Below are 323 nucleotides of genomic sequence, written 5' to 3' on the forward strand. Positions count from 1 at the left end.
GCTGCGGCAGGTTGCGGGTCTGCGCTTGACGGGGCTGCGTCTGCCGCCGTCGTTCGCCGCCGCGTATCCGGGGCCGGCCTTCGGGATCGAGGGCACGCGTAGGCTCGCGGGTGTCGGGCGGGGCCCGTTGATCGGCACGATCATCAAGCCGAGCGTGGGGCTGTCGCCCGAAGAGACGGCCCAGCAGGTGCGCGAACTGGTGGCGGGCGGCATCGACTTCATCAAGGACGACGAACTGCAGGGCGACGGTCCGCACTGTCCGTTCGACGATCGGGTGCGTGCGGTGATGCGGGTGGTCAACGAGCATGCGGATCGCACAGGCA

At 70.0% G+C, this 323-nt stretch carries 1 protein-coding gene; it reads left to right on the plus strand.

The window, feature by feature from the left end; genetic code table 11:
* Positions 1-323 (plus strand): RuBisCO large subunit C-terminal-like domain-containing protein (locus VSR72_RS44100; protein ID WP_342958428.1); only part of this gene is annotated, 323 nt, incomplete at both ends.

The sequence above is a fragment of the Paraburkholderia sp. JHI869 genome, from assembly GCF_038900775.1.
In the GTDB taxonomy this organism is placed as follows: domain Bacteria; phylum Pseudomonadota; class Gammaproteobacteria; order Burkholderiales; family Burkholderiaceae; genus Paraburkholderia.